Annotated in this window: 13 protein-coding genes; 2 read left to right on the top strand and 11 right to left on the bottom strand. The window is 61.3% G+C overall.

The annotated features are described in order from the left end of the window. The 10 genes from NIT7645_RS17520 to NIT7645_RS17480 form a co-directional block, all read right to left on the bottom strand. Window positions 1-1362 (bottom strand): sigma-54-dependent transcriptional regulator, encoded by a 1362-nt coding sequence (locus tag NIT7645_RS17520; RefSeq protein ID WP_037302693.1) that lies wholly within the window; start codon window positions 1360-1362, stop codon window positions 1-3. After that, window positions 1359-1484 carry a hypothetical protein gene (locus NIT7645_RS19785; protein ID WP_008558747.1) on the bottom strand — a complete coding sequence of 42 codons (126 nt, stop codon included), beginning with the start codon at window positions 1482-1484 and terminating at the stop codon, window positions 1359-1361. Before NIT7645_RS19785 ends, NIT7645_RS17520 begins: the two co-directional genes overlap by 4 nt. Before the next feature lie 4 nt (window positions 1485-1488). Continuing rightward, window positions 1489-2901: a c-type cytochrome gene (locus NIT7645_RS17515; RefSeq protein ID WP_008561920.1), complete on the bottom strand. Its 1413-nt coding sequence runs from the start codon at window positions 2899-2901 to the stop codon at window positions 1489-1491. Window positions 2902-2906: 5 nt separating this feature from the next. Then, window positions 2907-4133, bottom strand: a complete 1227-nt coding sequence (locus NIT7645_RS17510; RefSeq protein ID WP_008559261.1) for a formate dehydrogenase subunit gamma — start codon at window positions 4131-4133, stop codon at window positions 2907-2909. A gap of 96 nt (window positions 4134-4229) precedes the next feature. Next, complete coding sequence (gene fdh3B, locus NIT7645_RS17505; protein WP_008559327.1) at window positions 4230-4823, bottom strand: formate dehydrogenase FDH3 subunit beta; 594 nt, start codon at window positions 4821-4823, stop codon at window positions 4230-4232. Between the two features lie 13 nt (window positions 4824-4836). Continuing rightward, window positions 4837-7812 carry a formate dehydrogenase subunit alpha gene (locus NIT7645_RS17500; RefSeq protein WP_008558904.1) on the bottom strand — a complete coding sequence of 992 codons (2976 nt, stop codon included), beginning with the start codon at window positions 7810-7812 and terminating at the stop codon, window positions 4837-4839. A 106-nt stretch (window positions 7813-7918) separates the two neighbouring features. After that, on the bottom strand, window positions 7919-8110 hold the full coding sequence (locus NIT7645_RS17495; protein WP_008562985.1) for a twin-arginine translocation pathway signal protein: 192 nt from the start codon (window positions 8108-8110) through the stop codon (window positions 7919-7921). Between the two features lie 59 nt (window positions 8111-8169). Next, window positions 8170-8817, bottom strand: coding sequence for a TorD/DmsD family molecular chaperone (locus tag NIT7645_RS17490; protein WP_008559540.1), 648 nt, complete (start codon window positions 8815-8817; stop codon window positions 8170-8172). A 45-nt stretch (window positions 8818-8862) separates the two neighbouring features. After that, window positions 8863-9612: a DUF3306 domain-containing protein gene (locus NIT7645_RS17485; RefSeq protein ID WP_008558870.1), complete on the bottom strand. Its 750-nt coding sequence runs from the start codon at window positions 9610-9612 to the stop codon at window positions 8863-8865. Then, window positions 9609-10145 (bottom strand): DUF3305 domain-containing protein, encoded by a 537-nt coding sequence (locus tag NIT7645_RS17480; RefSeq protein ID WP_037303090.1) that lies wholly within the window; start codon window positions 10143-10145, stop codon window positions 9609-9611. The genes NIT7645_RS17485 and NIT7645_RS17480 overlap by 4 nt, the downstream gene beginning before the upstream one ends. Before the next feature lie 395 nt (window positions 10146-10540). On the opposite strand from NIT7645_RS17480, the gene NIT7645_RS17475 reads away from it, so the two are divergent. Continuing rightward, window positions 10541-12490, top strand: coding sequence for a 4Fe-4S binding protein (locus tag NIT7645_RS17475; RefSeq protein WP_008560620.1), 1950 nt, complete (start codon window positions 10541-10543; stop codon window positions 12488-12490). A 102-nt stretch (window positions 12491-12592) separates the two neighbouring features. Here NIT7645_RS17475 and NIT7645_RS17470 read toward each other — a convergent pair whose 3' ends face one another. Further along, window positions 12593-13354 (bottom strand): hypothetical protein, encoded by a 762-nt coding sequence (locus tag NIT7645_RS17470; RefSeq protein WP_008560443.1) that lies wholly within the window; start codon window positions 13352-13354, stop codon window positions 12593-12595. A gap of 148 nt (window positions 13355-13502) precedes the next feature. Between NIT7645_RS17470 and apbC the strand changes: the two genes are divergently transcribed. Continuing rightward, the gene (gene apbC, locus NIT7645_RS17465; RefSeq protein ID WP_008562157.1) at window positions 13503-14567 is read left to right on the top strand and encodes an iron-sulfur cluster carrier protein ApbC; all 1065 of its coding nucleotides are present in this window, start codon (window positions 13503-13505) and stop codon (window positions 14565-14567) included. The last annotated feature ends 11 nt before the right edge of the window (window positions 14568-14578 follow it).

Below are 14578 nucleotides of genomic sequence, written 5' to 3'. Positions count from 1 at the left end.
TCAAACGCCCCAACTTGCGCATTTGCGGTCAATCGTCTTGCGCGAAACACCCAGCCTGCGCGCCGCCTCTGCGCGGTTGCCGTCACAGGCATCCAGCACATGCATGATGTGGCGCTGCATCACCAGGTCCAGCGTATCCATCGCAGCACTGCCAGTCACGCTGCCCGTGCCTGCGAACTCCTCGGGAAAGCCTCCAAGGATCACCGATCGTTCGATCAGGTTGCGCAGCTCGCGCACATTGCCGGGCCAGTCGTAGCGGCTGAATTTCAGCAGGGTTTCCGCATCCAGTTCCAAAGCGGGCATCGCCAGGGTAGTCGAAAACTGCTCCATGAACAGTGCGGCCAGCTCAACGATGTCTTCCACCCGTTCTTTGAGCGGCGGCATCTGAATGTTGACCACATTGATCCGGTGATAGAGATCAGCCCGGAAACGCCCCTCCGCCACGGCCTGGTCCAGATCCGCGTTGGTGGCAAACAGAAAGCGCAGGTTTAGCGGAATGTCCCGCTCTGCGCCGACCGGTCTGATCCTCTGATCTTCCAGCACCCGCAAAAGAGCAGCCTGCACCTGTTCCGGCATCTGGGCGACTTCATCCAGGAACAGCGTGCCGCCATCGGCGTACAGGAACAGGCCATCCTGACGACGATCCTGCGCATCGACCATGCCAAACAGCTCATGTGCGATGCGATCCGGCGCGATCGCCGCGCAGTTGACCGCGACAAAAGGTTTGTCTGCCCGGTCCGACAACGAATGCAGCGTGCGCGCAGCGATTTCCTTGCCGGTTCCGCTCGCACCAGTGAACAGCACGGGCGTCGGCATTGGCGCCAGCCGTGTGATCATGTCTCGTGCGGTCTGGATCGCAGGCGATTTTCCCAGCAGTCGGCCACGTGTTGCGGTCCCTTCTGCAGAGAGGGCATGTTTCAGCAGATAATTCTCGCGCCGCAGATGTTTGCGATCCAATGCCCGCGCCACAGAGTTCAGGATCTGATTGGCCCGAAAAGGTTTCAGGACAAAATCCGCCACCCCGACCCGAAGCGCCTGAATTGCGGTTTCAAGATCCGCATAGGCCGTCACCAGCACCGTATCGGCAAAGAGCCCGACCTTGCGCTGCTCCTGCACCCACTCCAGACCGGTTTTACCGGGCATGATGTTGTCCAGGATCACCAGATCAAAATGGGCCTGATCAAGAATCGCGGATGCCTCGGCGGCCGAGGCCGCCTGTTCTACCCTTTTGCAGCGGGGCGTCAGGATCTTGGTCATGAAATTGCGCATGCCGGGTTCGTCATCAATCACAAGGATCGACGCGCCAGCCAGATTTTCCCCATATTCGTCGCGGGGTGCCTCGGCAGTGGTCAGCACAATCAGTCCAGACGTACAGAGGGGCCGGACAATTTCTCATCAGAGGCATAGCCTGCCCGATCCAGCGCGAAATTCGCACCGGCAGCAATCACGATGATGGCGGCAAATCCCGTCAACATGGCTTTCATTTGGTTAATTCTCCACCTTAGTTGCGCGCTTCATGAACGCGATCAGATCCAGCCGATCCTGCGGGTCGGTGATCCGCTGCATCGGCATTTTGGAACCGGGAATATAGTGATCCGGTCCCAGATCGAAGAGGGCATCGATTGTCGTCTCGTCCCAAATTATATCAGATCCATCAAGGATCTCGGAATAGCGATAGCCTGCAAGTGTGCCGGCCTTTCGGCCAAATACCTGATGCAGGCTTGGCCCTGCCTTGCGCCCCTCGTCCGGTGTCAGCGCATGGCAGATTGAACATTTGCGCATGAACTGCCGCTCACCGTTCGACATGGTTTCGGGATCCCGCAGAAAAGAGCGATTGCCAGCCATTTCCGCCTCCAACTCTCCCATCACTGCGACGGGCCAGCCATAGGCCACATCATCCAATCCCGCCGCCCAGATTGTCTGGCCGTCCAAAGAAAAGGCGAGCGCCCAGACGGGCCCCTGCCTACTGGCCCGAAAATCGGAATGGATGCGCCAGGCTTTGGTGTCCACAACCATGATATAGCCCTGCCCATCCCCCACGGCGAGCAATCCGCTGTCAGAATGATGCGCCATCGCAAGGACGGGACGGCGATCCAGCGTGAAATCGGCAATCGCTGCGCCCGTTTCACTGTGAACCACCCGCGTGGCCCCGTCGACCGCACCATAGGCAATCCATTTCCCAGTCGGATCATAGATCAGCTGGTTGATGCCAAATCCCTGCTGGACCAGCCGCTGCGGCGGGCTGTCAGGCTGGTCAAAGATCAGGATTTCTCCGGCCATCGTTGCCGCATAGACCGCCCCATCGGTGCCAATCGCCACATCATTGATGCCGCTACCCACCTTGATTTTGCGCGCCTCTCCCTCGCCAAGGGGCCACAGGCCGATCTCTCCGTCCCAACTGGCAGACGCCAGAAACCTCTGGTCAGGCGCGACAGCCAAGGCACGCACCTTTCCAAGGTGCTGACCAATAGGGACTGCCTTGGCCTCTCCCTCCTGCCAAAGGTAAAGCGCGAAATCATCACCCGCCGTGGCCAACCGGCCTGCATCGACAAATGCCAGCGCCGTGACGGCTGCTTCGTGGGCCTCCAGCCACTGGGGCGCCCGTCCCGTCCACAGGGCCGCTGCATTGTCGAAACTGCCGGTTGCAACCTGCCCGCTCGGTGACACATCCAATGCCATGACCGGGCCCCCGTGCCCCTTGAGGGTTGTGAATTCTGCGGCCTCTTGGGCTGTGGCTTCCGGCAGTGGCAAGGTCAGGGTGCCACCGCCGTTGTCCTGTGCCATCGCTGCCGCGCCCAGCCATAGAAGACCAAGCCCCGATAGCAGCGCAGCCCGTCCAACCTCTGCCATGCCACCTGACAGAGGCTGACGCAAAGCGCAGGACAGGGGCCGCAGCGCCATGGGCCTTACTCGGCCGGTGTGGCGCCTTTGGCGCTGGTGCCATCCGCCTTCGTGACTTCGCCCTTTTCGCGCATTTCCTCCAGCCAGATCGAATGGTGCTGATGCGCCCAGGCCTCGTCCACCTCGCCGGTGCCCATCGCATCAAACGCGCCTTCCATGCCGACAGAGCCGATGTAGATATGGGCAAGGATGATCGCCATCAGGACAAAGCTGACAATCGCATGCCAAGTCTGAGCCAGCTGCATTTCCTCCTGCGGGGCCAACTCAACAGGCAGCACGCCATAGCCCAGCCACTGGGGCAGACCGGAGTCGTTCAGCACCGCAAATGTCTTGGCAAACAGCGGGAGCTCAAACGGGAACAGCAGCGACAGGCCAGATACCGAAATCGATGCGCCAAGCACAATCACTGACCAGAAGATCAGCTTTTGGCCAAAGTTGAACTTTTTCGCAGGCGGGTGCGCCTTGCCAACGATGCCGCCCATCTGACGGATCCAGACAAGGTCCGTCCGGTTCGGGATATTGTGGGCCACCCACATCACAAACACCATGATAAGGGCCAGCATGAAGGCCCATGAGACGTTGTTGTGGACCCATTTGCTCCAAATCAGCAGACCCGCGTTGATGTCTTTGCCGAGATACGGCGCAATCACCATGCGCCCAAAAAGACTGGCAAGTCCGGTCAGACCCAACAGAATGAATGATCCCGCCAGCACCCAGTGGGCAAAGCGTTCGATGAACTGAAAACGGGTAACCGTGCGACCGGTCGAGGGTTCGTCGATCCGGATTCGCCCGCGAAGAAGATAGAACACCGCAAGCGCGCCCAATGTCCCAAGGAGCAGCCAACCACCGTATTGGCGCAACGGTCCGTCTCGGAAGGTGAGCCAGCGCATGCCGCCATCCTGCACCAAGACGGTGGCAACATCGCCTCCGGCAGAGACACGCAAATTGGCCGCATTATACCGGATCGCACGCCACAACTCCGGGTCGGACGCCCCGCCAAGGGTGCCGAGCTGTTCCGTGATCCCTGCGCCGATGGCACCGGCGCCCACATCGTTGCTCCGGAAACTGTCGTCGATCTTTTCGCCACGCTGGCGCGCCAGAATGTCCTCAAGCGTCTGTGCACCGCCGGTGGCGCTGCGATCAGGGGCCGCGGCGGCACCGCTGTCCTGGGCGGTAGCGATCCCGGTCAGCAGGGTCAGCTGCATCAGAATGGCAAAGGCAAGGCGCAGCATGGGCTACACTCCTTTTTGGATTGTCTTGTCATTTGAAATCGAAAATCGGGACGGCCCGCAGCGGCGGGCCATCCCTTTTGGGTGAAGGGGGCCGGATCAGCCGCCCTTCTGTTCGTAGGCGGTTCCCCAGCCCCAGGCACCAGTGCCAAAGCCACGGGCAACCACGCGCTCGCGGTAGACTGCGGACACCACATCACCGTCACCGGCCAGCAGCGCCTTGGTAGAGCACATCTCGGCGCAGATGGGCAGCTTGCCCTCTGCAATCCGGTTGCGGCCGTATTTGGAGAACTCCGCATTGGAATGCGTCTCCTCCGGACCACCGGCGCAGAAGGTGCATTTGTCCATCTTGCCGCGGCTACCAAAGTTGCCTGCCTGCGGATACTGCGGCGCACCGAAGGGGCACGCATAGAAACAGTAGCCACAGCCGATGCACAGATCCTTGGAGTGCAGGACGACGCCTTCTTCGTTCTGGTAGAAGCAATCCACCGGGCAGACGGCCATGCAGGGCGCGTCGGAACAATGCATACAGGCGACAGAGATCGACCGCTCGCCGGGGGTGCCATCATTGATGGTCACAACACGACGACGATTGATACCCCAGGGCACCTCGTGCTCGTTCTTACAGGCGGTGACGCAGGCGTTGCATTCAATGCAGCGTTCGGCGTCACAGAGAAACTTCGCTCTTGCCATATCTCTTCTCTCCTTATGCTGCGCTGATCTTGCAGAGAGTACACTTCGTCTCCTGCATCTGGGTCACGCTGTCGTAGCCGTAGGTCTGCGCGGTGTTGGAGCTTTCCCCAAGAACATAGGGGTCTGCGCCATCGGGATATTTGTCCCGCAGATCGGCACCCTGATAGTGGCCGCCAAAGTGGAACGGCATGAAGGCAACGCCCTCACCGACCCGTTCGGTGACCATGGCCATGACTTTGACCTTGCCGCCTTCGGGGCCTTCGACCCAGACCTGTGCGCCGTCCCGCACGCCGATGTTGTTGGCATCACGCGGGTGGATTTCGACGAACATGTCCTGCTGCAGCTCTGCCAGCCATGGATTGGACCGGGTTTCCTCGCCGCCGCCTTCGTACTCGACCAGACGACCGGAAGTCAGAATGATCGGGAACTCCTTGGAGACGTCGTTCTTCTGGATCGACGCATAGAGGGTCGGCAGGCGATAGGCATGACGATCCTCGTATGTCGGGTAGTCTTCGACCAGATCCCGGCGGTTGGTATAAAGCGGCTCGCGGTGGATCGGCACCGGATCCGGGAAGGTCCAGACCACGGCACGGGCCTTGGCGTTGCCAAAGGGCGCACATTCATGCGCAATCGCAACGCGCTGGATCCCGCCGGACAGGTCGGTTTTCCAGTTCACCTTTGCCACCTTGTCATCATAGTCGGACGGGAACGGAGACATGCTCTGCTCGCCGACTTCCTCGGTGTAGTCCGCAAACCCGTCGACACCGGCCGCCTTGGCGATATACGCCCGCTCGTTCGGGGTCAGTTCGGTGTGCCAGCCCAGATCCTTCAGCATCTGATAGGTGAATTCGGGATAGCCATCCTGAATGTCGGACCCCGCAGAGTAGACACCTTCGGCCAGCAGATTGTCGCCATCCCGCTCGACGCCGAAACGCGCACGGAAGGTCAGACCACCCTCTGAGACAGGCTTGGACATGTCATAGAGGTTCGGCGTGCCGGGGTGGTTCAGCTCTGCATTGCCCCAGCAGGGCCACGGCAGACCGTAGTAATCTCCATCAGCAGGGCCACCAACTGCGCGCAGCGTTGTGCGATCAAAGGTGTGCTGATTGGCCATGTGGGTCTTCAGGCGCTCTGGTGTCTGACCCGTGTAGCCGATGGTCCACATGCCGCGGTTGAATTCGCGGGTCACACTCTCGATGTTCGGCGTTTCGGCATCTTCCATCTCGATATTGCGGAAGAACCGATCGGCCCAGCCAAACTTGTTGGCGAACTTCGCGATGATCACGTGATCCGGCAGGCTTTCGAACAGCGGATCGACGACCTTGTCGCGCCACTGCAAAGAGCGGTTCGACGCGGTGACGGACCCACGGGTTTCGAACTGGGTACAGGCGGGCAGCAGATACACACCATCGGTACGATCATGCAGCACGGCAGAAACGGTGGGATACGGGTCAACAACGACCAGCATGTCCAGTTTCTCCATCGCCGTCTTCATCTCCGTCATACGGGTCTGAGAGTTCGGCGCGTGGCCCCACAGAACCATGGCCCGGACATTGTTGGGCTGGTCCATGTTTTCCTTGTCTTCAAGGATGCCGTCGATCCAGCGGCTGACCGGAATACCCGTCAGGTTCTGCATCGACTTGTCTTTGCCGTCGGCCCCTTTGAGGGTGTCAAACTGGCCAGCAAGCCATTCGCCATCTTCACCCCAGACACGACCCCAATGCGCCCAGGCGCCTTTGGACAGGCCGTAGTAGCCGGGCAATGTGTGGCTCAGAACGCCAAGGTCGGTCGCGCCCTGCACGTTGTCGTGGCCACGGAAGATGTTGGTCCCGCCACCCGATGTGCCCATGTTGCCCAGAGCCAGCTGGAGAATACAGTAGGCGCGCGTGTTGTTGTTGCCGGTGGTGTGCTGGGTGCCACCCATACACCAGATCACGGTGCCGGGGCGGTTGTTGGCCAACGTCCGCGCCACACGCTTCAGCTGGCTGCCGGGGGTGCCGGTGACGCGCTCGACCTCTTCCGGGGTCCATTTCGCCACTTCTTCCTTGATCTGATCCATGCCCCACACGCGGGTGCGGATGAATTCCTGATCTTCCCAACCGTTTTCAAAGATGTGCCACAGGATCCCCCAGACCAGCGCCACATCGGTGCCGGGACGGAAGCGCACATATTCGTCGGCATGGGCTGCCGTGCGGGTAAAGCGCGGATCACACACGATCAGCGGCGCATTGTTCTGCTCTTTGGCTTTCAGCACATGCAAGAGCGACACAGGGTGTGCTTCTGCAGGGTTGCCACCAATGATGAAGATCGCACGCGAATTGTGGATGTCGTTGTAGCTGTTGGTCATGGCACCGTAGCCCCATGTGTTCGCAACACCTGCAACAGTGGTCGAGTGACAGATCCGGGCCTGGTGATCCACGTTATTCGTGCCCCAATAGGCGGCGAACTTGCGGAACAGATAGGCCTGTTCGTTGTTGTGCTTGGCCGAGCCGAGCCAGTAGACGGAATCCGGACCGCTTTCTTCGCGGATCTGCATCATGCCGTCGCCGATCTCGTTGATCGCCTGCTCCCAGCTGATGCGCTTCCACTCACCGCCTTCTTTTTTCATCGGATACTTCAGGCGGCGTTCGCCGTGGGCGTGCTCGCGGACCGAAGCCCCTTTGGCGCAATGGGCACCAAGGTTGAACGGGCTGTCCCAACCGGGTTCCTGACCGGTCCAGACGCCGTTTTGCACCTCTGCCACAACGGTACAGCCGACCGAACAGTGGGTGCAGACAGATTTGATGGTTTCAACAGCACCCGCCGCGGCGGTTGCGGCATTTGCCTTGGTGACAGAGCCACCCGTGGCGCTGATGGCGGCAAGGCCACCGATGGCCAGGCCGGATCCGCGCAGAAACGCGCGGCGGTCAACGGAGCTTTCCGCAACCTTGGACAGGATACTGGTCCGCTGGGGGCGTCGCGCAACCCCGTTGGTCTTTTTCCTAAGCATGTGTTCCTCCCTTGCTTCCCTTTCGGGCTCGCTGGGGTTTCAGGGGCCATTGGCGGTCGGGCGTCACGCAACCAGTTGCCGCAGGCGTTGGCGGATCACCGGTGCGTCAGAACCGGAGACTGTCGTAATAGGCGCGGGTATGCGCGGTATCCTGCATCACCTCAGATGTCAGGTCTGGCTCGGCCGCCTCGGCCGTGCCGCCGGTCGTTGCAACCGCCACCGCCGCAATCGGCGTTGTGGTCGCTGCCAGCTTGAGAAAGTCGCGGCGGCTCTGGGCCTCCTCGGTCTTTCTGGTCATGTGATCCTCCTCCTCAGATAGTTGGTTCACGGGGTTGTGGGACGGCAGGCCGTCCCGGCTCAGGCGGATTGCTCCGCACTCATCCGAAATCCTTCGGCTTCAATGTCCATGAAGACACGGCCCACCGCGCCGACAGCAGCGTAGAGGACCGAATTCTTGGCGGCTTCGAGATCGGAAAAGAAATGACCAGCCCAGGGGCCGATGTGTTTGTTGTAAAACTGTTTCTGATCGCTCAGCGGGGAAGCAGACCCAAAACGCCCGGCAATCAGCGCGCCCATCATCTCCATCAGCGAGGCAATGTTGTCCTCCGGCTCATAGACATTTTCGGCCCGTGTCATGCCCCGCGCGGCCATATCCTGACGCAGCGATGCCAGCGGTTTCTCATTCAGGAAACCGGTGAGATAATAGCTGGCGTAAGGCAGCAGCTCGCCGCGACCCAATCCGATGAACAGCTTGTTGAACTCCCGCTCGGCAGCGGCCGGCTTGGTGAGACGGGCGATCTTGGCCAGCGCATTGATCGCTGTGCCCAAATCAGTGTCATCGCCTGCGAGTCCCGCCACCTGCTCCAGCAGCATCTCATCCGGCGGGCCGGACAGCATAAGCCCCAGAAAGTTGTAGAGATCCGCGCGCAGACGATCCTCATCCTGCGGGATTGCAGGGGCGGCATCCTGTGCGATGGTCTCTGTCTGGGCTTGCTCGGCGGTCATTTAGGTCTCCTCGCGGGTCTTGATCTAGGGCGTTTCAGCGATGTTTCAGGTGGCGGAAGCGCCGGTATCTGCCTCGGTCTCTGCAGCATGAGTGTCTGCAGCAAAGGTAAAGCGCATGCGGCGTGGCGCAGCTGGCACCGGCTCCGGCTCGTCCAGAACCACGGGATGTGGCGCCAAAGTCGCCTCAGCCTCCTCGACCGCATCCCTTGGCGACAGCAGGGCCATGGTTGGCGGGCGGACGGTTTCGGATTTCGGTGTTTCAGCCTGCGCGATCAGGGGGGCGTTCCCCTCACCATCTGTCGCATCGCAGACCGTTGCCTCCTCAGCGGGCTGGGCATCGCTGTTGTCGGCGGCCTCAGCCGTCGCGACCGCTTCGCCCTCTGTCGCCTCCTGCGCCTGGCGGGCCAGCTCTTCGACATGGGCGGTCATGCCCTTGCCAACCTGATAGGCAGTCTGCAGGTTTTCGATCACCATTGCGCTGTCAGTGAAGTCTTCGCCATAGTCCAGCAGCCCGTCCACGTTCGCCAGCACCGGATTGCTGGTCCACAAACGACGCAGGGCGCGGGTACGGATCCGCGCCGGTATGGTCTCTTTCAGGAAGACGCTGAAATCATCGCCCTGCTGCATCTCGTCCGGGTCCGGCAAATCCAGCTCTTCGAGGATCTCGGCGTCGGTCTTTTCCTCCAGCGCCTCCTCTGCAGCCTGACGGGCAGCTGCGGCGACCTCGGCGGCCTCTGCCTCCTGCTCTGCCGCAACACGGGCGCGGCGACGGGACCAGAAATCATCCCCTCTCATGACAGGCGCGCCTTCTTGAGAGACGGCGAGCGATAGACATCCGTTAGCTGGGAAATCCGTGGATCGCCAATGCCGTCTTCGCTGGCGTCGGTCTTTACGCGGTCACGGCGGCGTTTCTTGAACGGCTCATCCTGATAATGCAGCTTGGCAAAGTCCCGCACCCACGCGATCAGCCCCGCAGGCATCGGCACCTTTTCCACCAGATCCTCGCCATTGTCCGCGTAATCCTGCGCCTCATAGGGGGATGCGGTCACCAGCAGCACTTCCAGCGGACAATCCCCTTCCACGCTGTCACGCAATACGACGTAGATGCAGGGTGGTTCGGCTGTCAGGCCATGCAGGTAGGCCTCTGCCTCCGTCCGGTGCAGCTCCAGCGGGAGGGTGGCCGCGTGGAATTCGCTGACCCCATCCTCCTCGCGCAGCAACTGCCAGCGCGCCTCCCCTGCTCCCGGCAGAACCGCCGTCGCCTTCCAGGACCAGCGCGCCCAACGGGTCACCCCCGGCTGACGGCGCATCACAACGCCCAGCGGCATCACAACCGTCTTTGCATTCGGATCGATGGTTTGCGTCACGTTGACCGCCCTGTCGGTTTTGTCGCTTTCCTCAAAGAGTGCCGCATCGTGACGGGCTGCCGAAAGATAAGATTTGCTGATTGCTCGATAAACAGGCGGTATCGGTCAATCTGACCAAGCTTTCAGCGACCAACGGGCCCGACCGGACGAAAAGTCTATCTTGAGCTTTTCAGTCGGAAAAATGCCCGGCCGTCAATCGCACGCCGCCAATGCGAATCACTCAACCTCTGGCCGCTACGACCAACAGCAAGCACACCGCGAAATCCGGTTTACGACCTGCGGGAATCATGCCTACTCTAAGGCCCGTTCCGGCGAAAAACCGCCACTTCAGGCAGCACTACAAAGCGCGAGGAAACATGCCTAAACATCTGATTTTATGTGACTGTTCCGGCACTCAGAACCTCGATAAAGAGGCCCTGTCTCAAGCGACCGGCCTGCCCTGCTCCAAGGTGCATTCCGCGCTTTGCACCACCCAGATAGAGCAGGCTGCCACGGCGCTTGAAGGCGAAGATGCAATTATTTGTTGTGCCCAGGAACACCGCTTTTTTGATGCTCTGGCAGAGGAGCTGGGCCGCCCCTCGCCTGCCTATCTCGATCTGCGTGACCGGGCAGGATGGACCACCGATCAGGCCTCAACACTGCCCAAAATGTCCGCATTGGTTGCCGAGGCCCTGCTGGAGATCCCCACAAGCAAGACAGTAGATGTCCATTCCGAAGGCCTCTGCCTGATCCTTGGGGCGCCGGATGTGGCCTTTGCGGCGGCTGAAAAACTGCAGGATACGCACGCCGTGACCGTGCTTCTTGAGCAGCCAATCGACCCACCGATGACCCGCGCCTACGACGTCATTTCAGGACATCTGCGACGGGCGCAGGGGGGGTTGGGACAGTTTGCCGTGACAATCGATCAGCTGCAGCAGCTGGATGTAACGGGCCGCAACTGGACCTGGGACGCTCCGCGAGATGGCGGCCAATCGATCTGCGACATCATCCTTGATCTGCGCGGCGATCGTCCGCTGTTTCCGGCACCGGAAAAACGTGAAGGCTATGTCCGCGCTGACCCCAAGTCCCCCACTGCGTTGGCGGATGCCATCCTGACCACGAGCCAGTTGATCGGCACCTTCGAAAAACCACTCTACGTGCGCAGCGAGCCGCTCTTGTGTGCCCATTCGCGGGCGGGCCAGACCGGTTGCACCCGCTGTCTGGACGTCTGCCCGACCGGCGCCATCAGCCCGGATGGCGACCACGTCAGCATCGACCCGATGATCTGCGCCGGTTGCGGGTCCTGCGCCTCGCTGTGCCCCTCTGGCGCCATCACCTATGACGCCCCGCCAACCGACGCCCAGATGCGCCGGATCCAGACGTTGGCAAAGGCCTATCTGGACGCAGGCGGCACCTCTCCGCGCCTGCTGGTCGTGGATGCCTACGGGCGCGAGATGATCGAGCTGACCGCCCGCCACGGCCGGGGTCTGCCCGCCGACGTGATCCCGCTGTCGGTCGATGCGCTCAACAGTTTTGGTCATGCCGAGGCGCTGGCGGCGCTGACTGCCGGCTTTGCCGAGGTCAACGTCCTTCTCTCGCCCAAGGCCGAACGCGATACGCAGGACCACGAAATTGCGCTGGCGGCAGCGATTGCGGGGGACCACCTGCGCCTGTTGGAGCCTGCTGATCCCGACCAGCTGAGCGAGCAGCTTTTTGCACCCGCCAAGGGATCCGCTGCCGTGGAAACACCCCAACGGCCAATGGGCACCAGACGCCAGATCACCCGGCAGGCCGCCAAGGCGCTGATGCCCGATGCGGACATGTTACCCCTGCCCGAGGGCGCGCCATATGGTGCGGTGCTTGTCGCGTCGGACAAATGCACCCTTTGCCTGTCCTGTGTTTCGCTCTGCCCCTCCGGTGCGCTTGGTGACAATCCGGACCTGCCGCAGCTCCGCTTTCAAGAGGACGCCTGCCTGCAATGCGGGCTCTGCGCCAATGTCTGCCCGGAGAATGCAATCAGCTACGAGCCCCGCCTAAACCTCACGTCTGCGGCGCTGTCACAGGTTGTCCTGCACGAAGAAGAGCCCTTTGCCTGCGTCGAATGCGGCACGCCATTCGGGGTAAAATCCACCATCGACAAAATCACCGAAAAGCTCGCAGGGAAACACTCCATGTTTGCCAATCCAGATGCCGCACGGATGATCCAGATGTGTGACGACTGCCGGGTCAACGCGCAGTTCCACCAGCAGAACAATCCTTTTGCCGGTGCTGATCGCCCCCGCGTGCGCACCACCGAGGACTATCTGAGCAAACGCAAGGACCACTAAGTCGCTCGCCCGACCTGCCCAGATCTGCCCCGACCGGGGCGGCGGGCCCACTTTTCACGGAACCTTCACAGCCGACGGCCCCGACGCAAGACGATGACGACTCTATTTCTGTTCCAACGGCGCGCCCAAATCAGCTGGGGCCAGCAGGGCCACATAGGCCATGATGTTTTCCAGCTCCTCCAGCGTCATTTCCACGGGAACGATCGGCGAGGGTCTGGCCTCGTCGAAAGGCGCGGTTACATCTGCGATCTGGGTAAAGGCAGGATGGGGTTTCAACGCATAAAACGCCTGAAAGCGGCCCTCCCAGTCGGACAGCGTTCGCAGAACGAAAAACGATGGCGTCGAGCCGATGCTGTTGATGCGTCCTGCCTCATCGACCGCGTGGCAGCGACCGCAATGAACGCGCGACAGGCTGTAGCCGAGGTCGGCATCGCCATCCCACGACAGTTCGGCCACCTCCGCTTCGCGGACCTCGGGGGCCCGAAACATTGCCACGCCAGCTGGGGCATAGGCCGCAATGGCGCGCACACCGACATCGGAGGTCAGCCATTTGCGCAGACGCTTGGCCCCGGCATGGTCAGGCGCAATCAGATCAAGATGCCAGGTCGTGTCGGCATCGGAAAACACTGGCGTGCCCGCCGCTGTGCCGTCGAGCCGCGCCTCCGCCGCTTCATCCACGGGAACCACATGAACGCGGATCTGGGTTTTCAGGGAAAATCGCGGCAGGATGTAGGCCAACAGCCCGGTGTCCACCAGCGCCTGTGGCACAGCCAGGCGGACAAGGCGCGGGGTCTCTTCAGCGCGGAGCGGGCCACCGGGCACAATGCCCCCCGCAAGCAGCAGCACAGCCGCACAAACCGCCAAAAACCGTATCCGAACCCGCAAAAGACTGCATACCAAACCCATACGAAATGCTAGGAAACCACCTACATCTTCGTCAAGGCGTGATCTCGGCCCCGCCGCAGCCGCCCCGAAACTGAAGACAAACAAATAACCAAGGAGCAACCCCGGCGTGTCTCTCTCTCGTGAAACCGTTCTTGAAACGCTCAAGACCATCAAGGATCCGCTCTCCGGCAGCGATATCGTCGCCGCAGGTATCGTGCGTGCGCTGAACATCGAAGAGGGCACTGTCCGCTTTGTTCTGGAAATCGACCCAGCCAAATCCGACGTTTACGCGCCGGTGCGGGACGAAGCAGATGCCAAGGTTGCGGCCCTTCCCGGCGCGGGCAAAGTCTCGGCCATGCTGACCGCCCATTCCGAAAAGGCCCCGCCGGATCTGAAGCCCAAGCAGGCCGCCCAGCCGCAAGGCCCGCAGAAAATCCCCGGCGTAGACCGCATCATCGCTGTTGCTTCGGGCAAGGGAGGCGTCGGCAAATCCACAGTGTCGGCAAATATCGCCTGTGCTCTGGCCGCGCAGGGCCGCCGTGTGGGCCTGCTGGACGCCGATGTCTACGGCCCCTCGCAGCCGCGCATGCTGGGTGTCTCTGGCCGCCCTGCTAGCCCCGATGGCAAAACGATCCTGCCGATGCGCAACCACGGTGTCACCATGATGTCGATTGGTCTCATGACCAATGAAGACCAGGCTGTTGTCTGGCGTGGCCCGATGCTGATGGGGGCCCTTCAGCAGATGATGATGCAGGTGCAGTGGGGCGCGCTGGATGTGCTGATCGTGGACCTGCCACCGGGCACCGGTGACGTGCAGATGACGCTGGCGCAAAAGGCACATGTGGACGGCGCCATCGTGGTGTCCACGCCGCAGGACGTTGCCCTGATCGACGCCCGCAAGGGCATCGACATGTTCCAGAAACTGAACGTGCCGATCATTGGCATGGTAGAAAACATGTCCACGCATATCTGCTCCAACTGCGGGCACGAGGAACATGTCTTTGGCCATGGTGGCGTCGCGGCCGAGGCTGACAAGCTGAACGTGCCGCTGCTCGCAGAAATCCCGTTGCATCTGGATGTGCGCGTGGCCGCCGACGGTGGCGCGCCGATTGCCGTCAGCAAACCCGACAGCGCACAGGCCAAGGCGTTTCACGATCTGGCGGCAGATCTGATCGCCAAAGGTCAGGCCTGATCCGGTGGCCG

The sequence above is a fragment of the Phaeobacter italicus genome, from assembly GCF_001258055.1.
In the GTDB taxonomy this organism is placed as follows: domain Bacteria; phylum Pseudomonadota; class Alphaproteobacteria; order Rhodobacterales; family Rhodobacteraceae; genus Phaeobacter; species Phaeobacter italicus.
The sequence above is the reverse complement of the archived record's forward strand: the minus strand, read 5'-3'. Positions and strand labels throughout refer to the sequence as shown.